Origin of the sequence: Bacillus sp. LJBS17, from assembly GCF_019334685.1 — a bacterium.
GTDB classification, from domain to species: domain Bacteria; phylum Bacillota; class Bacilli; order Bacillales; family Bacillaceae; genus Bacillus; species Bacillus subtilis.
In genome coordinates this window covers 54,566-77,007 of the sequence record NZ_CP079760.1, presented here as the reverse complement: position 1 = coordinate 77,007, position 22,442 = coordinate 54,566, and the positions used below count along the sequence as shown (strand labels likewise).

General features: G+C 36.7%; 20 protein-coding genes and 2 tRNA genes. 20 read left to right on the top strand and 2 right to left on the bottom strand.

Going from position 1 to position 22,442, the window contains the following annotated elements:
* Positions 1 to 920: 920 nt before the first annotated feature.
* Positions 921 to 1,760, top strand: a complete 840-nt coding sequence (locus KXZ66_RS22065; RefSeq protein ID WP_009968507.1) for a hypothetical protein — start codon at positions 921 to 923, stop codon at positions 1,758 to 1,760.
* 151 nt (positions 1,761 to 1,911) lie between these two features.
* Here KXZ66_RS22065 and KXZ66_RS22060 read toward each other — a convergent pair whose 3' ends face one another.
* Positions 1,912 to 3,075 carry a response regulator aspartate phosphatase gene (locus KXZ66_RS22060; protein ID WP_043940295.1) on the bottom strand — a complete coding sequence of 388 codons (1,164 nt, stop codon included), beginning with the start codon at positions 3,073 to 3,075 and terminating at the stop codon, positions 1,912 to 1,914.
* 149 nt (positions 3,076 to 3,224) lie between these two features.
* Entirely contained in the window at positions 3,225 to 3,545 is a 321-nt protein-coding gene (locus tag KXZ66_RS22055) for a hypothetical protein (RefSeq protein ID WP_009968675.1), read from the bottom strand.
* A gap of 206 nt (positions 3,546 to 3,751) precedes the next feature.
* Between KXZ66_RS22055 and KXZ66_RS22050 the strand changes: the two genes are divergently transcribed.
* The 19 genes from KXZ66_RS22050 to KXZ66_RS21960 all read left to right on the top strand — a co-directional run bounded on the left by KXZ66_RS22050 (position 3,752) and on the right by KXZ66_RS21960 (position 22,442).
* A complete protein-coding gene (locus KXZ66_RS22050; protein WP_009968676.1) occupies positions 3,752 to 3,931 on the top strand; it encodes a hypothetical protein in 180 nt (59 codons plus the stop codon).
* Entirely contained in the window at positions 3,912 to 4,319 is a 408-nt protein-coding gene (locus tag KXZ66_RS22045) for an HNH endonuclease (RefSeq protein WP_052500195.1), read from the top strand. The genes KXZ66_RS22050 and KXZ66_RS22045 overlap by 20 nt, the downstream gene beginning before the upstream one ends.
* Before the next feature lie 11 nt (positions 4,320 to 4,330).
* The gene (locus KXZ66_RS22040; RefSeq protein ID WP_043940293.1) at positions 4,331 to 4,822 is read left to right on the top strand and encodes a phage terminase small subunit P27 family; all 492 of its coding nucleotides are present in this window, start codon (positions 4,331 to 4,333) and stop codon (positions 4,820 to 4,822) included.
* A 51-nt stretch (positions 4,823 to 4,873) separates the two neighbouring features.
* Positions 4,874 to 4,950 (top strand) — tRNA-Asn (locus KXZ66_RS22035).
* Position 4,951: 1 nt separating this feature from the next.
* Positions 4,952 to 5,025, top strand: a tRNA-Trp gene (locus KXZ66_RS22030).
* Between the two features lie 30 nt (positions 5,026 to 5,055).
* On the top strand, positions 5,056 to 6,756 hold the full coding sequence (locus KXZ66_RS22025; RefSeq protein WP_043940336.1) for a terminase large subunit: 1,701 nt from the start codon (positions 5,056 to 5,058) through the stop codon (positions 6,754 to 6,756).
* Between the two features lie 22 nt (positions 6,757 to 6,778).
* Positions 6,779 to 8,158 (top strand): phage portal protein, encoded by a 1,380-nt coding sequence (locus KXZ66_RS22020; protein ID WP_052500194.1) that lies wholly within the window; start codon positions 6,779 to 6,781, stop codon positions 8,156 to 8,158.
* A gap of 41 nt (positions 8,159 to 8,199) precedes the next feature.
* Complete coding sequence (locus KXZ66_RS22015; RefSeq protein WP_052500193.1) at positions 8,200 to 9,141, top strand: HK97 family phage prohead protease; 942 nt, start codon at positions 8,200 to 8,202, stop codon at positions 9,139 to 9,141.
* A gap of 20 nt (positions 9,142 to 9,161) precedes the next feature.
* On the top strand, positions 9,162 to 10,310 hold the full coding sequence (locus KXZ66_RS22010) for a phage major capsid protein (protein ID WP_052500192.1): 1,149 nt from the start codon (positions 9,162 to 9,164) through the stop codon (positions 10,308 to 10,310).
* Positions 10,311 to 10,411: 101 nt separating this feature from the next.
* Positions 10,412 to 10,627 carry a hypothetical protein gene (locus KXZ66_RS22005; RefSeq protein ID WP_013603368.1) on the top strand — a complete coding sequence of 72 codons (216 nt, stop codon included), beginning with the start codon at positions 10,412 to 10,414 and terminating at the stop codon, positions 10,625 to 10,627.
* Positions 10,617 to 10,949, top strand: coding sequence for a head-tail connector protein (locus KXZ66_RS22000; RefSeq protein WP_043940292.1), 333 nt, complete (start codon positions 10,617 to 10,619; stop codon positions 10,947 to 10,949). Before KXZ66_RS22005 ends, KXZ66_RS22000 begins: the two co-directional genes overlap by 11 nt.
* Entirely contained in the window at positions 10,949 to 11,287 is a 339-nt protein-coding gene (locus tag KXZ66_RS21995; protein WP_013603366.1) for a phage head closure protein, read from the top strand. Before KXZ66_RS22000 ends, KXZ66_RS21995 begins: the two co-directional genes overlap by 1 nt.
* Positions 11,287 to 11,667: an HK97-gp10 family putative phage morphogenesis protein gene (locus tag KXZ66_RS21990; RefSeq protein ID WP_013603365.1), complete on the top strand. Its 381-nt coding sequence runs from the start codon at positions 11,287 to 11,289 to the stop codon at positions 11,665 to 11,667. The genes KXZ66_RS21995 and KXZ66_RS21990 overlap by 1 nt, the downstream gene beginning before the upstream one ends.
* On the top strand, positions 11,664 to 12,068 hold the full coding sequence (locus KXZ66_RS21985; protein WP_043940291.1) for a hypothetical protein: 405 nt from the start codon (positions 11,664 to 11,666) through the stop codon (positions 12,066 to 12,068). The genes KXZ66_RS21990 and KXZ66_RS21985 overlap by 4 nt, the downstream gene beginning before the upstream one ends.
* 30 nt (positions 12,069 to 12,098) lie before the next feature.
* The gene (locus tag KXZ66_RS21980) at positions 12,099 to 12,749 is read left to right on the top strand and encodes a major tail protein (protein WP_009968606.1); all 651 of its coding nucleotides are present in this window, start codon (positions 12,099 to 12,101) and stop codon (positions 12,747 to 12,749) included.
* 77 nt (positions 12,750 to 12,826) lie between these two features.
* Positions 12,827 to 13,153 (top strand): phage tail assembly chaperone G, encoded by a 327-nt coding sequence (gpG, locus tag KXZ66_RS21975; RefSeq protein WP_013603363.1) that lies wholly within the window; start codon positions 12,827 to 12,829, stop codon positions 13,151 to 13,153.
* Positions 13,154 to 13,350: 197 nt separating this feature from the next.
* Complete coding sequence (locus KXZ66_RS21970) at positions 13,351 to 18,435, top strand: phage tail tape measure protein (protein ID WP_106074206.1); 5,085 nt, start codon at positions 13,351 to 13,353, stop codon at positions 18,433 to 18,435.
* The gene (locus KXZ66_RS21965; protein WP_106074207.1) at positions 18,432 to 20,096 is read left to right on the top strand and encodes a distal tail protein Dit; all 1,665 of its coding nucleotides are present in this window, start codon (positions 18,432 to 18,434) and stop codon (positions 20,094 to 20,096) included. The genes KXZ66_RS21970 and KXZ66_RS21965 overlap by 4 nt, the downstream gene beginning before the upstream one ends.
* Positions 20,097 to 20,111: 15 nt before the next feature.
* A complete protein-coding gene (locus KXZ66_RS21960; protein WP_043940290.1) occupies positions 20,112 to 22,442 on the top strand; it encodes a phage tail spike protein in 2,331 nt (776 codons plus the stop codon).

The window sequence follows — 22,442 nt, the reverse complement described above, 5'->3', positions numbered from 1 at the left end:
AGTTGAGTGAAAGTGGTGCTGCTGAATTGGTTATCTAACAACACCACTTTAGAAATGTCTGATAATTGGTATGATTATATCTGGCTCTATTAAAACGTAAACCACATTAGCGAATTAATTTAATATGCCAATGCTAAAGCATTGTCTATTCGAAATTACTTACGTAATTTCTCATATGTTTATTTAATTTATTATTTAATATATTCATTAATAATTAATTGATATATAAAGACCATAGCTATTCGTAAGCATCCATGAAGATTAAGTTTAGAATTCTTACGACCACATCTAAACAACTATACGTTCTTCTCCAGTGTTGATTTATAAGTTAATTCTTATTGGCTCAAACACTTAAAGCACATGACAACGGATAACATTACTAATCAACTGCAAGTCAATGATAAGGATGATCAATGACGATTGATTAGTCTATCCATCGATCCCAGCGAAGATGAAGAATCTTCACCACCATTAATTGCTTAATGGTATTTGCAACGGCGAGATAACCTTGGAGTTATTTGATAAAGGAGTAAACTCTCAGCTTCAAATGTCTCCGTGATTATTGAGTTGTGCAATATATTTATATCTGAGAATGGTGAAACGTAAATTGGTAGGGAGAAATCAAACAAGAGTGAGGAAAATTCACACACGAAAAATTCGGGTGGAGTTGAAAATGATTGCCGCCTGCTCTGAGAGTTGGATCGAGGTTTGAAAAAGTAGCCGCCTACCCTTTCGGGAAAAAAATCGGTCTCGACAGGAATAACTGGAGGAGGTCCGTTCACACCAACCATCCCAAAACGCCCAAATTGTGTTGAAATTTAGGAGAAGGAACAAGAATTTTGTCATTCTTTGTTATAGAATAATAGTTAGATGGATATAATAAACATATAGAGAAAATAACCTATTGAGGGGGAAAATTTTTGTATTATAGGATTGGTACCATTAAGACAATAAAAGAAGGGGAACACAAAGTTGATATTAAAAGAGACTTCACTCAAGAAGAACAAGAAAAATATTTTCAGTACAGAAAGTACCTTGGGCTGCATATAAATAATAAGAATTTATATAATTTAATTGTAAGAAATGGAGAAGAACTTGAACATTTTTTAGATACGATTAAAGATAAAGACTCGTCAGAAATAGGCAGTCCAGATTATGTTGTATTTGAAGCGAATAGACTATTTATGAATTACTTATCGATGATTAGGACGTACATTGATCATATTCCTTCTTCGTTGTCTAAAACCTTTGATTCTAAAGTCAAAGATGAATTTGATAACTTTTTATCAGTTATATATGATAATTATTTTGAATATAGATTTTTATATAAATTAAGGAACCTGGCTCAACATTTCGGGATTCCAATTTCTAATTTAATCAGCAATGAACACGGCAACCATATAACCATGAGTCAAAGTTATTTATTAAGTTATAAAAAATGGGGTACTGTTAAAGATGAAATTAAAGATATGGAAGAAAGTATACCGGTTAAAGGATTAGCTCTCAGAATGAATGTAATCATGAATACGGTATACTTGTTTGTAATGAAGTTCTATGTTGAGGGTATTATTGAATCAATAGAATGGTTTGATTCATTACAAGGAGAATTAGGTGGTAGCACCATTCTTGCAGTTTCAGACTCAGCTGAAGAATATGGAAAAGGAAAATTTAATTTTCAACCTATGAATACTGACGAATTTATTAATGCAGTGCATGATTTAAATGAAAACCCAGGTATAAATATTAAATTGATAAAATAAAAACCCCATTGGACTTTCCAAATGGGGTTTTCCTTTATCATATTAAGTTGCTGCTCTATCTGCGACCTTATAAGTGGACTGCTCAGAAAGAGCATATGAAGCGCTAGATACTCCAACAATGCCAAGCAAGAGCGCTAAACAAATTGCAATTTTACATTTTTTCATTTAAATGTTTCCCCCTTTGAATTTGTTTGCGTGCTTCAATTGCCATTTGATAAAAATCGACCGCATCATGTCTGTCTTCTTTGTTGGTCAAAAAATCAGCAACAGCAACAGCGTATTCTTCCATATCACCATAAAGGTTTTTCTCTTCGAAGAACTTGAACACTTCTCTAAGTGTTTGTAAGTCGAATGATAAATAAAGGCCTTTAACCAGTTTTAATTTCTCGGTTACTTCCTGGTTGTTGTGCCGGGCAGCAACCTTCTGACCTTCCTGATATAATTCTAATGCAGCCTTTAAATCATTCTTCTTTGCTTTGACATATGCCAGATTAAAAATCGCTTTTGACTCATAAATGTGCTTTCGATCCTTATGAATTTCATAGGCGATTTGAAAATGTTTCTCAGCATTGTCAAGTTCTTCAAGGTTATTATAACATAATCCCACGTTAAAATGAGCTGAACCAATTAAATGTTGCTCCCCTATTTCTAGGGCATCTTTTAAAGCTTTTTCAGCTGTTTCTAAAGCGTCCTCATAACACATTTTATCTAGCCAGTTCCCGAAGATAACAAACTGACACTGGACCATTTCTTTTCCATATGTAAGATTACCCTGAGCATCTTTTTGTTCTTTAAATATAGAGTATGCTCGCTGAGCATAATTCATGGAGAAATGAGTCTCTTTCATATAGTAATAGACCTCTGATACTTTAAAATAGAACTCGGCCTTATCTGTATTTGCATTTGCATCTAATAAATCAAGATATTTTTCAGCTTCACGGTAATATGTTAGGGCAATAACTAAATCTCTTGTTCTGAAGTGATACATACCGGTAAAAAAATTATAATAGAACTCTATTGTATTCGTAAGAGATTCAGGGGCCATATTCTCCCTTGTCTTTTTAAGATCAGAATAAACACCATCTATATTTTTAACAGAGTCAGGTTCAAGATACGACAGCATTATTTCATGCCGCAGCTTTAATAGCTGAAGATAGACTGCTACTTTTTCATTTTTCTCCATCATATCGAATTCTTTTTCAACTTTTCTTTTCATTTCTTTTGCTTTCTCAACTCGACCCTGCTTTATAACAACATACCAATGATTAATGTCTGTGGTTACATAATGATATGGGATTAAATCCGAAACAGACAATCAAATACCTCCTTTTCTTTACATATATTTAATATTATACCACCAAAGGCTCATGCGAATAGAATCATTTTTTGAAAAATCCCTCAATTCAGATGAATACAAAGGTCAGAATAAGCATAAATAAGGACCATATCGTCTGATATGGTCTTTTAACTGGCTTTAGAATTTATGGTAAGTTGGTCTAAAAGGCTCCCAATGTCGTTTAATGACTTATAAATGACATCCAAACAGTTAATTATATGAGAATCAATCTCTCGCTCTTGAACATCTCCAAATACAAACTTCAATTCTTTATAAGACTTAGAGTACCTTAAATTAAAGAGATTTCCATCAATCACCTGAACAATTTCAACTTTCGGGTCCAATATTTGTTCATAAATAGTCTCCGGATGAACCACTCCTTCAACATTTTCAATGTAATTTAAGAACCCCAGAATCGTTTCAAGTTTAGAATAAGCTTCAGTTTTCATAACTTATCCCCTCCGATTTAGTAGTTGAGTAACTTACATTTAAAATTATAAAACGCAAACATAGGTTCGTACACTCTATTTAAGAAATTATTTAAAAAAATCAATAAAAACTGTTTAGAATTTTCGACTTGTGTACATTTATATTAGAGACATAAACAGTATTGTTCGAGATATTGAGCTTCAAAAAAGGAGATCAATATGAATAAATGAAAGATAATCGAACTAAATTAATCTGTTCTAAATGTAATTCTCCTATTATTACATATCGGAAAAAGAAAAAAGTCATTTATGAATGCTCTTATTGTGGTATTCAACCTGATGATTTAAACTTTGACGATCTTTCTCCAAACGATTGGGAAGATGATTATGAAGAAGAAAATATGTAATAATTGCGGGAAGATTATTGGTTCAAATGAAACTTGCTCTTGCAAGCAAAACAGAAATCGAAATCAATACCAACGCAAATATTATCAAAAAAATAAAGAATACTTAAAACCCCTTTCCACTGCACGTTGGAAAAAATTAAGAAGTCTCATCATCCACAGAGACAAAGGTTGCTGCCAACGATGTCTAATCAAATATAGCATCGTTAATTCTTCAGAATTGCAAGTTCACCACATAAAGCCTCGAATTGATTACCCCGAATTAATGTTTGAAGAAAGCAATCTTATTACCCTTTGTAAAACGTGCAACCTCCAATTAGGTACTTCCGGTGAACTTGATTTTAAACCAAACATTAATCTTGAAAATCACAATTATGACTTCAAACTTTAAGAGGTGATGTGATGGCTCGTCCTAGAAAGCCAGCTTCCCTCAAACAAGGACATTCAGAATCAAAAGCTCAATTGGAGGAAAGAGCCGAAGCAGAACAAGAGCTACTTGGAAATGATGATTTAGTGAATGAAATTCCTGAACATCTTGATGAATTAGCTCAAGAGTATTACAAATTCTTAACCACTGAACTAGAGATAAGTAATATCCTCTGCAATTTAGATATTCCTCTACTCGAACAAACTGCTGATTGTCTAAGTAAAATGAGGCAAGCAGATGAAATTATTAATAAAGAAGGACTTATTTTAAACACAATTGATAGGTATGGGAATGACTTAATAAAAGAACATCCCGCAGTTGCTACAAAACAGAAGTATCTTAATCAGTTTAGAGCTTTATCTACCCAGCTTGGATTATCTCCAGCATCAAGGGCTCAACTTGCGGGTTTGAAAATTGAACAAAAAAACGAAGAAGAAGATCCGTTACTCAAATTATTAAAAAGTTAATTATAATCCCTGCTGTTTTTTACTCCGATTTTCAGTGGGGATTTTTTCTATGTGCTCGTAGCTCAGGTGGTTAGAGCATCGGTCTGTTAAACCGAGTGTCGTAGGTTCGAATCCTACCGAGTACGCCATGAGGGTTTAGTTTAATGGTAAAACGTCAGTCTCCAAAACTGAAAATGTTGGTTCGATTCCTTCAACCCTTGCCAATAAATATAATACTGAGGGTGAGTGATAATATGGTTTCTTCGTATTTAAAAGCCCATCCCGCCTATCAGTATGCTAGAGATGTTGTTGAAGGTAAATTAACTGCCGGCAAGTACGTTAAAAAGGCTTGCTGCAAATTCATTTCTGACGTTCACAATCCTGATTGTGAATTTTTTATCGATGAAGATGAACTTAAGAAAATTGATGGCTTAACAAAGCTTATAAATATGGCCACAGGATTGAAAGCTGGAACGCCAACTCATGATGCTTTGGCTCCATTCCAATGGTTTTTCTTAGTCAATGCTTTATGTTGGAAGTATAAACAAAATCCAATTAAAAGAAGATATGAAAAGTCAGTACTCCTAATTGGTCGTAAATCCGGTAAATCATTCCTCGTTGCTTTAATTTTTATCCTCTTGCTCTTAATTGAACCAGAATACTCCGAGTTTTATTCCGTTGCCCCGGATAAAGAGCTTTCTTCGATAGTCAAAAAAGAAGTTGAACAAACAATTACAGCTTCTCACCCTTCTATCCAAAAACAGTTCCAAATAACAAGAAGTGAAGTACGGTGTTTACTCACAAAATCTAAATTCATTCCATTAGCTAACTCTGAGAACCGGATGGATGGAAGAAAAGCAAATGTTTTCGTAGCAGACGAAGTTGGAGCATTAAGAAACCGTTACCCTATTGATGCTATGCAATCTTCTCAAATGAACATGGTAAACCGTACCGGAATTCTTATTAGTACAGCCTATGAATCATTAAACAATCCTATGACTGAAGAAGTTGAATACGCTCAAAAAGTTCTGGATGATTTAATTGATGATCCCACTCTTTTCGCCCTCCTTTATAAACCTGATGATCCTAAAGATTGGCTATCTGACAAATCCCTCATTGAAGCAAATCCACTTGCTGAAGTTCTCGAAGATAACTTGGAATATTTAAAAAAGCAACGTAGAACTGCTTTAGATATGCCAAGTTCAAAAAAGAACTTCTTAACAAAGCATATGAATATTTTCGTTGATGGTGATGACTCAGAGGTTTATATCCCTTCAGATGAACTAAAGAAGAATATGATTACTACATATGATTGGACAGGTCGAGAAGTGTTTGTTGGTGTTGACTTATCTCAAACTACTGATAATACAGCTGTTTCAATGGTTACTTATGATCATGATAAAGATGAATACGTTGCTCAGTCCTGGGCTTTTATTCCGGAAGATAGTGCGGAAAATAAGTCCAAAGTTGAGAAGGTTGATTACTTTACCATGAGAGATAATGGTTATTGCTATTTCTGTGGTGATAAAGTTATCAGCCATAGGTTCGTTGAAAACTTTGTCTTAGATCTCGAAAAGAAATATGGGGTAATCATTAAGGGCATCGGTTATGACCGGTGGAACTGCGTTGCTTCAGCTAACCGATGGTACGAAGAAGGCTATGACACGATCGAAATTAAGCAGCATTCTTCTGTCTTGCACCCTGCTACTAAACTTGTAAAAGAACGTGTTTTGAAAGGCAGCTTTAAGTATCTACAAAACAGACTGCTGGAAATCAACTTTTCAAATGCTCGTGAGGTTAAGGATTCCAACCTCAATACTTACGTTAATAAGAAAAAATCCACAGGAAAAGTTGATATGGTTATCTCAATATTAAACGCTATGGCCCTATGGAATAAAGAAGTTGAAGAAAATTTAACCTCCAACTTTGAAGAAAGGGAACTAATTATTCTCTAAGAAAGGAGGATAACCAACCTAAATGGGGATTTTTTCGAGAAAAAATAAGCAGAAAGAAGACCGTTCCATGCAATATTCCTACGGTGGTGGATATTCTATTACTTCTTACTTTGGTGATGGTGGTCCAATAACAGAAGAAGAAGCTATGAGAATCCCCACTGTTGTTTCGGCTCTTGAGCTTATTACATCATCAATAGCATCATTGCCAATCTACTTATATAAAGAAGATCGCAAAGGTGCAGTAATTAAAATTCCTGATAACCGTGTTTCTCTTTTAAATGATGAACCAAATGATTTGATAAACGGCTATAACATGAAAAAGAGAATGGTTAAGGACTATTTACTGTATGGAGCTAGCTACATCAAGATCGAAAAAATTCGGAATGAGGTTACTAACTTCTATCCCTTGCCCATCAAATATATTTCAGTGACAACTTATAGTCAGGGATATAAAAAATGGGCTACGATCAATTATTTTTATAACAACAAAACTGGAACTTATGAATTTACTCCGGATGAATTGATTATTCTTACAAGAGACAGTGAAGATGGAGTTACCTCATCAGGAATCCTCCAGAATAATAGTAAGCTTCTTAGACTTGCCCTTGATGAAATCGAATACTCAAATGGAATCTTAAAAAACGGGGCCCTTCCTATAGGTGTTTTAAAAGCTACATCAAGATTAAGCCAAAAAGCAATTGATAACCTGCGATCTTCTTGGGAAAACCTCTATAGTGGACCAAAGAAAGCTGGTAAAACAATTATTTTGGAAGAAGGATTAGATTACAATCCAATTTCAATGAAACCAAGTGAAATGGATTTAACTAATTCTAAGAAAAACACGGTCTCAGAAATTGCTAGAGTCTTCAATATTCCAGAGTCCATGTTAAATTCCTCGGCCAATAAGTATGCTTCAAATGAACAAAATAACCTCTATTTTCTTCAATACTGTGTTGGCCCGATCATTTCTGCGATTGAATCTGCTCTAAATAAATCTCTCCTATTAGAAACAGAGAAAGAACAAGGTTATTATTTTAGATTTGATGTTTCTGAATTGCTCAGAACAACAGAAAAAGAAAAAATCGATGCCACTGTTTCTGCTGTAAAAGGAGGATTAATCTCTCTTAACGAAGGTCGTTCAAGAATTGACATGCCTGAAATTAAAGATGATTTCTTTATGTGGGGTCTGGGTCAAATTTTCTATAATCCTAAAACCGGAAAAATGACTATTCCAAACATGGGAGAAACGATTGATCCTAACAATCCACAACCTTCCGCACAAAATCAGAATCACCCCCCTACTCCATCTAATCTTGATCCAAATAAACCTCCAATTGAAAATGAACAAACTTCTGAAGATAAAGATGATTCAAAGATAAAAGATGAGCCAGTAGATCAATAGATTTATTGGCTTTTATTTTTTCAAGGAGGTGTAACTAACTTATGAAATTTGAGCTTTTATCCCGTAAGGTCGAGCTTCGAGCCAATAACGATAATGATTCAATGACTGTTTCTGGTTACGTCAATAAAACAGGAGAGTTAAGCGAAGTACTGGGTTCTGGAAAGAAGTTTGTTGAGAAAATTGCACCGGGTGCATTTACTCGAGCTCTGTCACGAAACCCCGACAATATTGACTTCCTTGCTGAACATAACAGCAAACATATTCTAGCTTCTACACGAAACGGTTCCCTTCGATTATTTGAAGACAGCACCGGTTTATATATGGAAGCAACAATCTCTCCTACTACATGGGGACATGATTATTACCAATTGATAGACGATAAAATCCTTCGGAATATGTCATTTGGATTTAGAACCTTAGATGATTCATGGGATGTTCGCGATGATGGTATTTACGAACGGACCATTAATGATCTTGAATTACTTGAAGTTTCCGTTGTACGAGACCCGGCCTACTCACAATCTACAATCTCAGCCAGAGGAATTGATGTAATTGAAGACATTGAAATTCCAACGAACTTAGAAGAAGGAGAGCAAAGAAATATGGATGAAATCAAAGAGCTCTTTGAAGGATTAGAAGAACGTTTATTAACTTCTCTTAAAGAATCAATCAATGAAATTCGTTCAGAACAAAAAGAGTTCATTGAACAAGCTACGGCTGAATTAAGAGAAAAAGTGAACGAACAAGATCCTGAAAAGGCTGCCGAAAATTCAGGCGAACAAACAGAAGTTAAAGATAATGACTCCGAACAAGATGAACCTGAAACAAAAGAAAAGTCTGAAAATGTTGATGAAACGAAACCAGATGAAAAAGATCCTAAAGAAGATAAATCTGATGAAGATCCTGATAAAGAGAAAAAACGTTCATTAGTCTCTGAAGAATTATCAGAATTGCGAAATAAATTAACTGGACTATCAAATTAATCAGGAGGTTTCTTATAAATATGAATTTGAAAGCGCTTAAAGAAAAACGAAATGCCCTGTTAGATGAAGCAGATGAACTACTAAAAAATGCTGAAAAAGAAGTTCGCTCATTATCAGCAGACGAAAAATCAAAATTTGATGAATTGACTGCTGATGTTACTGATTTAAACAACCAAATTTCCGAATTAGAAAGTCGCCAGAAAGATGGCGAGAAAAATGAAAAAACAATGGAGGAACGTAAAGTGGATAATAAAGAAAAAGAACTCCGCGGTATTGAACAGTATCTCCGTCGCCAAGATGGTGAAGAAGTTCGGGCTCTTCAAACAACTTCTCAAGGTGGAGCCGTAATCCCTGAGAATGTTGAAGGAACAATTGTACTTAAAATGGAAGAAACTTCACCGGTATTTGCTCGAGCAACTAAATTCCCATCTGTCGCTGGAACATTGAAAATTGCTAAGGAATCCCTTAACTCTGTTGCAGGATTTGTTGGTGAAGGTGAAGATGTATCCGAACTTCAAATCTCTTTTGATGAAGTTAAGCTTGCACAAAAACGTGTTGGTGCAGCAATCAGCCTATCTAATCAGCTGATTAATGATGCGGCTGTTAACATTGTTGATTACTCTCTTAACCTTCTCGGTCGCCGGGTCGGTAAAGCAGTTGAAAAATCAATTCTTGTGGGTGCAGGTGGAGAAGAATTCTCTGGTATCGTTAACGATGCTGAAGTTCAAAAAATCCCTGTCTCCAGCGCAGTTACTATTGATAACTTAATGGACCTCTATAACTCTATTCATCCTGAATTCCTAGCTTCATCTTCTTTCATTATGCAACGTGGTTTCTTCAACCAAATCGCTAAGATGAAAGATTCTATGGGCCATTACTACATGCAAAACGGTGTCGTTAACGGTAAATTAACCTATACCCTTTTCGGTGCCGAAGTCATTGTAACTGATCAACTTCCTGATGGAACTCCTGCGATCTTTGGTTCTGTTCAAGATGCTTATGCAGTATTGGTTAAGAAAGGATTCGCTCTTCAACACGTCACAGGTGATACAACACAAGCTATCCGTGGTTCTCAATTACTTGTTCTCGATGGTTACATGGATGGTGCAGTCTACAACCCACAAGCTATCTCTGTGTTAAAAGTTGATACTGCGACTACTTCTGCTTAATCATGTGAAAAACTTCACAATATAAGTGATTAGGAGCTCTTCGGAGCTTCTTTTCATTTATAAAATACTGATTTTATACATAACCAAAGGAGGTAATCCATATGCCAAAAGTTAAATTCCTACAATCTGCTTATCTCCCTTCTCATAAAACAGTCTTTAACCATAACGAAGTTGTTGAGATTGAGAATAAAGATTTGGCCAAGAGCCTTGTAAAGAATGGCCATGCAGAGGAAGTTAAAGAAACGAAAAAAGGCAAAAAAGAACCCAAAGTTATAGAAAAACCTGATGAATCACAGGTAGATAACAATGTTGAGTAATGTAAAAATCACTGAGTTAGACCTCGCCTTTGTAAAGAATTATCTCAAAGTCGATCATGACGCAGATGATGCTTTAATTTCGATGATGATTATTTCTGCACAGAATTATATTCAAACTTACCTCAATAAAAAGTTTGATGAATTCGATCCCCTTCCAGCTGAATTCACTATCGCAGCACTTAGCCTTATCTCCCAATGGTATGAACATAGAGAAATTCAGACTGCATCAATTTCATCTAAAAGTGAACTCTCATATGTATTTTCTGGTCTTCTTGACGTTTATAGAAATTGGAATGATGAATCATACGAGGTTGATGCTTAATGCCTTCTAAACGCCCCGATATTAGTGAATTAAATAAAAGAATAACCTTTTTAAAACAAACTCAAGGAAAAGATTCTTATGGGGCTCCAACTATGGTTTACAAGGAAGTTACATCATGTTGGGCCAGTGTTGAATCACAACAGCTGAAAGAATTCATAACTACTTACGGGACAGAACTTCAAAATATTATCACCTTCTTAATTCGGTCAAAACAAAGGGTCCCTATTACAGACGATATGATGATCTCTTTTCAAGGTCAAAAATACAAAATCGTTGAGATCCAGCCAGATCTAAAAAGTTCTATGTATGACTTAATCGTTGCAAAGGCGGTGTCTTAATGGGACTAGATATTGATACGTCAGGAATTGAATTAGCTTTGAAACAAATGGCTGGACGTGAAACCAAAGTTCGAAATCGAGCATTAAAAGCAGCTGCGCATGTTGTTGCAGAAAAATTAGAAGACAATACTCCAGTTTGGCCGGTAGATAAGCACAAACACTTGAAAGACGATGTAGTAATTTCCGGTGTTGATGCATTTGGCCAAATCAAAGTTGGATATAGCAAAGAAACTGAATGGAGAGCAAAGTTCGTTGAATTTGGAACAATGGGTGGATCAAGAATTGCTCCACAAGGTTTTATTCAACGGACTGAAGAAGAGTCTCGTTCAGAAGCCATGTCAGTTATGACAGACGAGCTCAAGAAAGGATTGGGATTGTGAGTTTATCAGTAAAAACAGTATATGACTTGCTGATGAATGATCAAGAAATTGGAAATCTCATGAACAAAGATATGATATTTTCAATCAACGTTCCTGAAGACTTTCAAAAAGTCGAAAATGCTCCGATTATTTGCATCACTCAAATAAGTGATTTCCAAAGTAGATTTGTTAGCAATAAAGCATTTTCTTCTGAAATTAGTGTTCAAATTACAGTTTGGGCTGCAGATCTAGCAAAAATCGATCAATTTAAAACTCGTTTAGACACTTTAATGGGTGAAAATAATTGGTCGCAATACACAGGAATGTTAGACAGAGATCCAACCATTGATTTGTTTATGTTAGCAAGACGTTATCGAACAACTGAAATATTAAACGATTTGAGCCTTCTCAAACATGAGTAGGCTTATTTTTTTTAAGGGAGGAAATCATTAGTGGCAACATTAGGTTTTGAAGAAGTCCAAATTGCTATTCTTAATGATCAAGAACAGGTAGTAAAAGTTCATAAAATTAACGCCCAAGTCGGTGGTGCTGTTGAAGCTAAAATTTCAGGTTTGGCTCCAACGACTAATACAGTCTATGCTTCCAACGTTCCATTCTATGTTTCTGCTGTCGGTGTTTCTAACCCTAAATTAGAACTTAATACAGCTGATTTAACAGAAGAAATGATCGCAGACATCTCTGGAGCTAAGACAAATGAAAATGGAATTACAACTCTTGGTGCTGATACAGTTGCCCCTTATTGTGCCGTAATTATGAAAACAAAAGGCCTGGCCAATGATGACATTTATATTGCCCTTGCAAAAGGTAAATTCGGTCACCCTGATGGATTCGATCTTAAAACAGGTGAGGACAAAGGACAAGAAGCTGATACAACCGATGGTGCTTTGACTGGTGAATTTGTTGCTCGCCATTCTGACGGTATTGTTTATGCTAAAGGCCGTACAAGCACTCAAGGCTTCACTGTGTCTGCATTTACTCAATTGCTCTTCCCCGGCTGGAATGGAACAACAGCTGAAGGTCAAACTTCAACTAACACTTCAACAACAACCCCTACTGAAACTTCTGATACTACTACTGCCTAATCACAAATAAGCTAGATGCCTTTGGCATCTAGTTTTTTATTTACATACCAAATAAACAAAGGAGAGAAATTTTCACGATGCTAAAAATTGAATTATATAACCCTGAACTAGACAAAGTTGAAACATTCACTGAAGGATTTGTCTCAGCCCGAGCATTACGTCGGGTAATCGAATTCGGAGTCAAGCAAGAAACAGAAGTTATGAATGAGCTTGAACAATTAGACGAATTGGTTGCTCTTGTCGCAAGCCTATTTAGAAGTGAAAAAGTCAATTTCGACACTATCTATGATGGTATTGCCTCTGACAAAATCGCCGAAGTTTTATCTGGAATCCTCCAAGATGTACTGGGTGGAGAAGCTAAAAAAAAGAAGGCACAGATGGAACTAGCGAAAGTGACGGAATAAAGTCATACCAAGATTACCTGGATAACCTCGATCAGATTTACAAAGATTTGATCGAGGCCGGTTGGTCTTATAAGGATATTGAAGAAATGGACATAAATGGCTTCTTACGCTTAATGGGAGACAAAAAGAAGAAAACAAAAACTGACGATATTGAAGAGTTCTTCAAATCGATTTAATGAAGTCATGGAGGTGGAGCGATGGCGACGACTGGAACCCCACTAGGAAATATGGTCATTCAATTATCAATGGATGGCACCCAGTTTTCTAATACTCTTCAAGGTATTAAGAGAGAAATTAGAGTTGCTCAAACAGCAATGAAAGCGAACCTTGAGATTCTTTCAAATGCTGGTGATGAATACGCTCTATTAGAGAATAAGATTAAAGATCTTACTCAAATAATGGATGCGAACAAACGTAAAATTGATGAGTTACGTAGACAACACCAGAATGCCATTCAAACTTATGGTGAAGGTTCAAAACAAGTTCAGCTATTAGCTTCACAAATCAACTCCGCAATTACCCGACAAGCTGCCTGGGAAAGACAGCTAAGAACTACCGAAGGTAGACTCGAAGATCTCAAATCTGGTACAGCAGATTTAAGACAAGAGATTAGTAACATTACTCGGGCTACTCAAGAGAATGTTGCTTCTTTAAATGCTAGTGGTAGGGTCTATTCGGCTCAACGTGCTAGAATTGACGGTTTATCCCAAACAGTTAACCATTACAATAACCTAATTGAAGCCCAAAGACAAAGAATCAATAATCTATCAAATACTTTTGGTGAGAATGATTCGAGGGTTGAAGCAGCAAGGCAAGAACTCCAAAGGTATACTGAACAACAACAACGGGCTCAAGAACGTTTAGACCAATTAAGAAACAGATTTGACCGTATCTCCCCTTCTGTTGGAGAACTTTCTGATAACCTCGGACAAGTTTCTTCAAGAATGAGAGAAGTTTCAGATCGAGCCAGAAAAACTGGAGAAAAGATTCACGATATTGGTTCAAATATTAAAGAGTCTGTAGTTCCAATGACAGGTGCCCTCACTCTTGGACTGGGGTTTGCGACTAAGAGTGCCATGGATTTTGAATCCCAAATGTCAGCTGTAAAATCCGTTATGGCCCCAGATGAAGTAAACAAGTATGGGAAAGCTCTTGAAGAACTTGCTGTTATCCAAGGTGCAAAAACAAAGTATAGTGCATTAGAAGCTGCCCAAGCTGAAGAAGAACTGGTTAAGGCCGGTGTTAGTGTAAAAGATATTATCAACGGGGGTTTAAGTGGTGCCCTATCATTAGCTACAGCTGGTGGTTTAGAACTAAAAGATGCTGCAGAAATTGCTTCAACAGCATTGAATGCCTTCAGGGATGATAATATATCTGTAGCTGACGCTGCCAATATTTTAGCTGGTGCAGCAAACGCTTCTGCAACTGACGTTGGTGAATTAAAATACGGTTTATCAATGGTTTCTGCAGTTGCTTCAGGTGTTGGTTTAAGTTTCAGAGATACCTCAACAGCATTAGCCGCATTCGCTCAAAATGGATTGAAGGGTTCAGATGCCGGTACCTCCCTCAAAACAATGCTCCTTAACCTTTCCCCTCACACAAAAGCTGCATCAGATATGATGGATTCTCTTGGATTAGCTACAGCTAACACGAAAGTGGCATATCAATGGTTAGTCGACCGTGGAATTAAACCGGCTTCAACAGAATTTAAAGATGTATCAGCAGCCGTTCAAAAATTAGCGAAAATCCAAGCTGGTCATGGAGCTTCAGCTGCAAAAGTAGCTAAAGAGTATGACAAATTAGCAACATATTCTGGTTTGGCTTCAAGTGCTTTCTACGATGAAAATGGTAACCTTAAAAGCATTTCCGAAATCGCTGCTTTACTCAAGGATAGATTAAAAGACTTGAGTAATGAACAGAGACAACAAGCTCTAAATACTATGTTCGGTACCGATGCAATCCGTGCTGCCAATATCCTTTATAAAGAAGGCGCTAAAGGCATGGATGATATGGCAGCTGCAATAGGAAAGATTTCAGCAGATGATGTTGCAAAAACTAAACTCGATAACTTAAAAGGAACAATTGAACAGTTAAAGGGATCAGTTGAAACTGCGGGAATTACGATTGGACAAAATCTTACTCCAGCATTAAAAGTCGTTGCTACAGTTATTCAAAAAGTTGTAGATGTATTCAATGCACTTCCTTCTCCTGTTCAACACTTTTTAGTTATTGGGGCAGCATTAGTCGCTGTCCTTGGACTAATTGCAACTGCAATCGGATTTACTATGATCGGTATTGGTGGAGCGATTAAAGGTTTCGGAGAATTCGGGGCCATTGTCGCGAGCGCCACACGGAAAATTGCTGAATCTGAAGCAATTATGGCAACTCTAGGTTCAGTCATGAACTTTGCTTTAGGGCCAATCGGACTCGCAATTGCAGCCATTTCAACCCTCGGAATTGCCTTTGCAGTTGCATATCAGAAATCAGAGACTTTCCGTAATTTCATAAATGGAATTGGAGCTTCTATTGGAACAGCCTTTTCAAAAGTGAAACAAGCTGTCTCCGGGATCTTTGCTTTATTTAAAGGTGATCAATCTAAAGGCAAAAGTCTCTTATCTTCTCTAATGCCTCCAGAAATGGTTAAAGTCATTGTCGATTCTGTAAATAAGATAAAATCGGCATTTTATAACATGACTGCCCCACTTACGAGCGCTTACGGCAAAGTTAAAACTGTTATAACTGGTATTTTCGCTTTATTCTCTGGTAACACCAAAAAAGGCACATCAATTTTATCAGGTGTCTTGAGTGCCAAAGACATTTCAAGTATCAGAAGTATGGTTGCTCAAGTTAGACAAGTAATCATGTCTGTTATAACTTATATCAAAGCGAAAACTACTGAGATTCGTGCTTTCTGGCAACAGAACGGTCCGATGATAACAAAAGCTTTTATCAATATCTTCTCAGGGATAGTTAAAACGGTTACAACTGTTATGACTACTATCTTCCAGATTGTCGGTCCAATCCTCAAATCCCTCGTAGCTCTTTTCAAAGTCTTACTTCCCCCAATTTCAGTCGTATTCAAATTGGTATTTACGGTAGCCTTGGCTCTTATTAAGTCAGTACTGAATAACATCAAAGGTGTTATTGATGGAACACTTAATATAATCATGGGTATCGCGAAAGTTTTTGGTGGTCTATTCACTGGAAACTGGAAGAAGATGTGGGAAGGTATCAAACAATTGTTCTTTGGAGCTTTCCAATTAATTTGGAATGCAATCCAATTAATGTGGTTCGGAAAAATGATTAAAGGCGCTGCCTTATTCATTGGATCCTTCAAAGCATTGTTTGTTGGTCTATGGAATATATTAAAGTCTGTTTTCAAGACTCCAATCAAGTGGATCGTTAATTTCTTGAAAGACAACTTTAATATCATGAAAAGAACAGCGAGTACAGTTTTTGGTGGAATCAAAACGGTTATCTCCAAAGTCTGGGGCGGAATCAAACTCGTGTTTACCACAGTAATTAAGTACATCGTTAAATTCTTAAAACTTGAATTTAACGGTATGAAAGTTATTGTGACTACAATTTTCAAAGTAATAAGCAAAGTAATCTCTACAACTTGGTCAGTGATCAAGAAAATCTTTGTTACTACTGCGAAATTTTTGTATAACACTGTGAGAACCCGATTTGGAAACATCAAAGACTTCATCGGAAAAGTTTTCAGCTGGATCTGGAATTTCGCTAAAAAAGCTTGGAGTGGAATTTCTAACGTAATCATCAAACCAGTTGTAAATGTCTTTAAAACAGTCGTTAAGTATTTCACCAATATTAAACAAAACGCCTTAAAAATCTTTGACGGATTAAAGAAAGGTGCTCAAAACATCTGGACCAAGATGGTTGACGGCATCAAATCTTTACCTCGTCGGATGGGTGATGGATTAAAGAATGGTGCTAAAGCAATCGGTAAGGGCGCCAAAGCCGTTGCTAAGATCTTGATTGAAGGATTGGCTAAAGGGGTCAATGGCGTAACTGGTGGTGTGAACTGGATCCTCGATAAAGTTCATGCCCCTAAGAAATTAAGAATTCCTAAATGGGATGTCCCAAAATATGCCCGTGGTACTGACAATCACCCAGGTGGACCAGCTATTGTTTCTGATGGTAAAGGCCCAAACAAACAAGAGTTAATAGCTCTTCCAAATGGCCAAATGTTCTTATCTCCTAAGAAAGAAACAATGTTGAATCTTCCTAAAGGAACATCGGTTCTTGATGGAAATAAAACAGCTGCTCTTCTTAAAATGGCACCTAAGTATTCAACTGGTATTGGTTGGCTTGATAGTGCATGGGATAAGACGAAAGAGTTTGCTTCTTCTGCAGCTTCTAAAGTGACGAATGCAGCAAAAGATATTTGGTCTTATGCAACTCACCCAACGAAGTTATTAGAAATGGCAATCTCTAAGTTCACTAAATTGGACGCTCTTAAAGATCCAACTCTCGGTATGGTTAAAGGCGCAGTTACATCTGTCAAAGACGGTGCCGTAAATTGGATCAAAGGTTTACTTACAGCTGATAACCCACCAGGAAAAGGTGTTCAGCGTTGGAAACCTTTAGTTAAGAGAGCATTAGAAATGAATGGTCTATCAACAAGTACTGAAATGGTTAATAAAGTTTTGAGACAAATTCAAACTGAATCTGGTGGAGATCCAAAAGCCGTCCAGCATGGTTATACAGATATAAACACGATTCGGGGCGATTTGGCTAAAGGCTTGATGCAAACTATCTCAAGTACATTCAATGCCTACAAGTTTAAAGGCCATGACAATATCTTTAATGGCTTCGATAACCTGTTGGCTGCCTTAAACTATGCAAAACATAGATACGGTCCAACTTTATCAGCATTAGGACAAGGACATGGCTACGCAAACGGAGGCATTGTTACAAAGGCACAAGTTGCGAATATTGCAGAGGGAAATAAACCTGAATCAATTATTCCACTTGATCCTTTGAAACGGACAAGGGCATTGCAGCTGTTATCTAAAACTCAACAGATTTTAGGTGTTCCTAACGGATCACAAGTAACAGTGAACAACGATTACTCTGAGGTTATTGCTCGACAAGATGCTCAGATTACCCTTATGCAGCAACAAATCACTCTGCTAACTCAATTATTGGCCAAAGATAACTCACTTTACTTAGATGGTAAAGAAGTTTACAACACCAATAAAAAGTATGCAGATCAAAAAACAAAATTAAGAAACTTAGCTAAAGGAGTGGTAACTACTTGAACGAAGTAACATTTAATTTTTGTGGTTTTAACTCCAGCACCGATCTTGACCTGATCGTAAATGACATCAAAAGAAATGTTGGCCCTGAAATATCAGAGAACGTCCAAGACGTTCCTGGTATGATGGGTAAGATTTTTCAAGGTAATAGCTATGGTCAAAGAGTATTTGAAATTGATGTTACGATCAAAGCTACTTCTGAGGCTGACAGGGTTGATAAGATTCAACGTCTATCAAATCTAATTACAATAACTGGTGATGGAGAATATCCAATGGTCTTTAGTGATGATGCTGAATACACCTATTACGGCCACTTCAGTCAAATATCTCAGGTATCAAGATTAAGCCAATCATCTTTTGATGGAACATTAACTCTCACTTTCTCCTGTTCTGACCCAAGAGGTTATGGTCAGTATATATCTCAAGATATAACTGAAAGCCCTGAAACAATCACCCCACAAGGTAACTCCGTAACATACCCTATCTTCACATGCATTCCTAAAAAGGACGTAACTAAAATCGCGATTTCTGATGAAGGTGACAATTACGTTTATATTGGTCAAGATGTTGATCCAGATACGGGTGATTCTCCAATCGATAAAGAACCAAGAGTTCTAAAAGATCCTTGTAATACTCTTGCTACTTGGACTGAAATCACTTCTTCTAATCTAACCTTCTATATTGAAAATGGAGTACCAGGTGGAACAATGACGAGTTCTCCTAACGTATTAAAACCTTCAAGTTTCGGAAGCAAAGTTGAGGGTAAATGGCATGGACCAGTTAGACAACAATGGCTTCCTGCAAGCTATAAAGATTTCCGGGTTCGAGCCAGAATGAAAATTGTATCTTACTATCCTCGAGCTATGGGAAAAATTGAAGTTTACTTACTAGATTCTAACGGAAAGCGTATCGGAAAACTTATGCTTAAAGATTTAGGGTCTACTGGTGAAATAACTATGGCTCAAGTTCAAGTTGGTTACGATTCAAACGGGGTTCATCATGAAATTTATGCTTCAAATGGATCCGTTAAGAAAAAGAAGAAAACCACTAAAACCATCAAAGTCAAAAATGGTACGAAAAAAGTGAAGGTTAAAGGAAAAACCGTTACACAACAACAATGGAAAACCATCAAATTGGATGTTGATAATAGCACAAGTACTTTTACTGATTTCTATGGTTACCTTCAGATGACTAAGATTGGAAACAAATATACAGCTGAGATTATGAAATTAGATGAGAATTGTAATCCAGCTTGGTCTAAGCCAATTAAAAAGACTTGGACAGATACAAAAAATACTTTTGGTGATGCTCTAGCTGGGGTCGCATTTTATACAGCTAAATACGATATTAAGGAAGACAAAGTAGATCCAGCTGTTTCATATAAAAATGACTACCTTGCTCTTTGTGATATTGAAGTATGGAATATTATTGATGGCGGAAATTCATCATCCTCAAAACCTGCAGTAATTGCTCGTGCAGGAGATGAAATTAAGATTAATAGTGAAGACAGAACAGTCTATAAAAACGGTGACTTGTTTATGGAAAACTTTTATATCGGTAGTAAATTCTTCGATATGGACGGTGGAGTTCCTAAATCTTTCGCCTTCGAACCGAATTTAGATGACGCAGAATGGTATATGGAATATACCCCAACAACTTTATAAAGAGGTGATAGCCTAATGTATACAATCCTGGATCCGGATCTTAGAGTTTGTGGGGTCCTTGATTTAGAAGGAAACCTTGGTTGCAAATTCTACAACGACTTGAGATCAACAAAGATTGCTGATGATCAAGGTAAAGTGTGGTTAGATACTTTACAACTCTCCGTACCCTATGGGTTTCCTCAAACAGATATGATGACATCTGGCTATCACCTTCTTGTAGAGGGTAATGACGGTTATCATTACTGCTATAGAATTTATAATTGGCAAGATGAAGCAGTAGGTCCCGTTCATGTCAAAACAGTTCAGGCATACAACCTTGCTATATGGGATTTTAACCATAAAATCGTTCCGGCGAAGACATTCAGTAATGCTAATAGTACTGATGCATTTTCTTATATCCTTCAAGGAACAGGATGGCAAATAGGAACAGATAACTTTTTTGGTGGAGACAAATCTTTAGAAATCGGTTCAGGAAACAATGCTCAGTATTGGTTAGATCAATTAATTAGCCAATATGAAGTAGAAGTTCGAGCTTATGTTCAAGTTTATAACGGCCAGGTTGTAAATAAACTCATTGATATTGTCCCTGAATTAGGAGAATCAAACGGCCGTAGATTAGAATACTCTCATGATTTAACAGGAATTACTCGTACCGGTGATGATACTCAATTGTATACCCTCCTCCATGTATACGGAGGAAATGATAAGAACGGAAATCCCACCACAATCTCTTCTGTTAATGGTGGTAAGGATTATGTTGTTGATGATGAAGCAAACGACTTATACAACAATGGAGGTCCTTACCTAGAAGGATATATTACAAACGATCAAATCCTCAACCCAAGTGGTTTGCTTGATTGGGGTAAAAAGCAATTAGCAAACTACAACCACCCTAAATACACCTACAATGTTTCTGTAGCCCACCTTGATTATGAAGTCTCCCTCGGAGATCATATCCGTGTTGTCGATTACTCTATGCAGCCAGAATTAACCTTATCGGCAAGAGTGATCCAATATGACGAATCGAAAGCAAATCCTGAAAATACTCAAGTTGTTATTGGCGAATATGTTGAAATTGCAGCTGTAACTCCCGCAGAAATTTGGGCGCTGCGAGCTCAAGCTTCTCAGGCCCAACAAGCTGCTGAAGAAGCAAAATCATATAAAGTAGAGTATTTCACTCCAGATGGTACCGATTTTGCTGATGGAACTAGCACAAAAAGAATCATTATTAGAGTCTATTCAGGAATGAAGGAAGTTACTACTTCAATTGATGATAGTAGTTACGTATGGCAGAAAATCAACCCCGATGGATCTCATGACTTAGAATGGGAAAGTTCGATGGTTGGGGTCGGAAACGTAATCACTGTAGGAAGTGAAGTTGCCGGAAGTACTATTAGATGCCAAGTTAATAATGGGATCTCAAGCCCTATTCTCTTTGCTTCTGAAGAAGACGCAGCTTATTTTGCTACTCTTCCCCTAACGAACAATAGTGGTGATGTTAATAAACGAGTAGCTCAATATGCACAAGTGGATGCTATCAACGGAAATATTTATTGGTCTCAGGAATACTCTGGGCCGAAAAAATCACAGTATGGTGGATGGCAATCTTACAACATAACAAGAACATCAATTGACGGAACATACAAAGATCAGATGTGGGTTATCGGTGGAGGTCATGGATCTCAATTTGGAATTGAACATGTTGGCAGTGACATTTACATTTGGTCTGCAATTATCGATACAAAAAGATCTACATTAAATGGCACTCACTACTGGGGTATTGCTAGATTTAAATACATCCCAAATAAGGTTATTCAATTTGGTGACTCTAATTTGCAATTCTATATGATTGGTTCCTCTACAAAGTACCACCGTATTAATTATGATGAAAAAAATCAATATATTTTCGCAAGCACCGGTGAAGTAGACTTCTATGTTTGTAAGCGATCAGATATTGAAAGAGACAAGTGGAAGCCAATCTATACAATGTCTGGCGACGATGTTGGATTTGACGGTAAAACTCAAACCTTCCAATCATCTGCCCTTGATTTTCCTTATGCTTACTTCTGCGCTGGCGATGTAAACGGTGAGGATCCAAGAATTATGTACTGCTGCGATATTCGTTCAAAATCGTTAGTCTATAGCATTAACTATACTTTCGATAAAGGAACAATTAATCAAATAGGTGAGTACGATGAACCGGAGTGCATCAGCTACTACTACGATACAGACGGTAAGAAATGGGTTATTCAAGGTTTTTCATGGGGAAATGAAGATACTTATGAGACTCAACGAACTAATCAATTGTATAGATTAAACGAGCATAAACGAGGTGAAGAGTCTTGA

Excerpts from the sequence above, each read along its gene's own strand:
- KXZ66_RS22055 (WP_009968675.1), bottom strand. The coding sequence starts at position 3,545 with ATGAAAACTGAAGCTTATTCTAAACTTGAAACGATTCTGGGGTTCTTA.
- KXZ66_RS22050 (WP_009968676.1), top strand. The coding sequence starts at position 3,752 with ATGAAAGATAATCGAACTAAATTAATCTGTTCTAAATGTAATTCTCCT.
- KXZ66_RS22045 (WP_052500195.1), top strand. The coding sequence starts at position 3,912 with ATGAAGAAGAAAATATGTAATAATTGCGGGAAGATTATTGGTTCAAAT.
- KXZ66_RS22040 (WP_043940293.1), top strand. The coding sequence starts at position 4,331 with ATGGCTCGTCCTAGAAAGCCAGCTTCCCTCAAACAAGGACATTCAGAA.
- KXZ66_RS22025 (WP_043940336.1), top strand. The coding sequence starts at position 5,056 with ATGGTTTCTTCGTATTTAAAAGCCCATCCCGCCTATCAGTATGCTAGA.
- KXZ66_RS22020 (WP_052500194.1), top strand. The coding sequence starts at position 6,779 with ATGGGGATTTTTTCGAGAAAAAATAAGCAGAAAGAAGACCGTTCCATG.
- KXZ66_RS22015 (WP_052500193.1), top strand. The coding sequence starts at position 8,200 with ATGAAATTTGAGCTTTTATCCCGTAAGGTCGAGCTTCGAGCCAATAAC.
- KXZ66_RS22010 (WP_052500192.1), top strand. The coding sequence starts at position 9,162 with ATGAATTTGAAAGCGCTTAAAGAAAAACGAAATGCCCTGTTAGATGAA.
- KXZ66_RS22005 (WP_013603368.1), top strand. The coding sequence starts at position 10,412 with ATGCCAAAAGTTAAATTCCTACAATCTGCTTATCTCCCTTCTCATAAA.
- KXZ66_RS22000 (WP_043940292.1), top strand. The coding sequence starts at position 10,617 with ATGTTGAGTAATGTAAAAATCACTGAGTTAGACCTCGCCTTTGTAAAG.
- KXZ66_RS21995 (WP_013603366.1), top strand. The coding sequence starts at position 10,949 with ATGCCTTCTAAACGCCCCGATATTAGTGAATTAAATAAAAGAATAACC.
- KXZ66_RS21990 (WP_013603365.1), top strand. The coding sequence starts at position 11,287 with ATGGGACTAGATATTGATACGTCAGGAATTGAATTAGCTTTGAAACAA.
- gpG (WP_013603363.1), top strand. The coding sequence starts at position 12,827 with ATGCTAAAAATTGAATTATATAACCCTGAACTAGACAAAGTTGAAACA.
- KXZ66_RS21970 (WP_106074206.1), top strand. The coding sequence starts at position 13,351 with ATGGCGACGACTGGAACCCCACTAGGAAATATGGTCATTCAATTATCA.
- KXZ66_RS21960 (WP_043940290.1), top strand. The coding sequence starts at position 20,112 with ATGTATACAATCCTGGATCCGGATCTTAGAGTTTGTGGGGTCCTTGAT.